The following is a 533-nucleotide window of genomic DNA, read 5'->3' on the forward strand; positions in this document are numbered from 1 at the left end:
GACAGGCCCCGGCGGGCTTGGTCTGGCTGGACATCAGGGCAGAGGTCAAGACCAGCGGGGAAGTGGGGCGTGATGCGAAAGCGGAGACGACTGCGGAAGCCGGGGTGAGTGCAGAGGCTGTAGCGCGTGCGGAAGCCGTGGCGACTGCAGAGGCAAGGGAAGCGGGAAGTGGCGCGATGGGGGCAAAGGTTCACGGGGTGAAGGAATCGGAAGCTGGTGCGGCAGGCTCTGGACTTTCTGCAGGCACCGAACCTTCGGCTGCATCTGGCGGCAGAGAAACGGATGAGCCGGACAGTCTTCACGATGCCGTGAATGTGGGTGTCGAGGTGAAGCCGTCGCAGTTGATGTACATGATCTATACCTCCGGCTCGACGGGGAAGCCGAAGGGGGTCATGGTGGAGCATCGTGGCGCCGTGAACTATGTATGGTGGGCATGCAAGGTATATGCGGGCGGAGAGCCCGTGGATGCGGCGCTGTACTCGTCTATCGCGTTCGACCTGACGGTAACCTCGCTCTATGTGCCGCTGCTGACG

Annotated in this window: 1 protein-coding gene; it reads left to right on the plus strand. The window is 62.7% G+C overall.

Annotation, left to right across the window (positions count from 1 at the left end):
- A partial coding sequence (locus ACY1JZ_RS26065) for an AMP-binding protein (protein ID WP_462631692.1) occupies positions 1-533 on the plus strand: 533 nt, incomplete at both ends.

It is taken from the genome of Paenibacillus sp. J5, assembly GCF_054955055.1.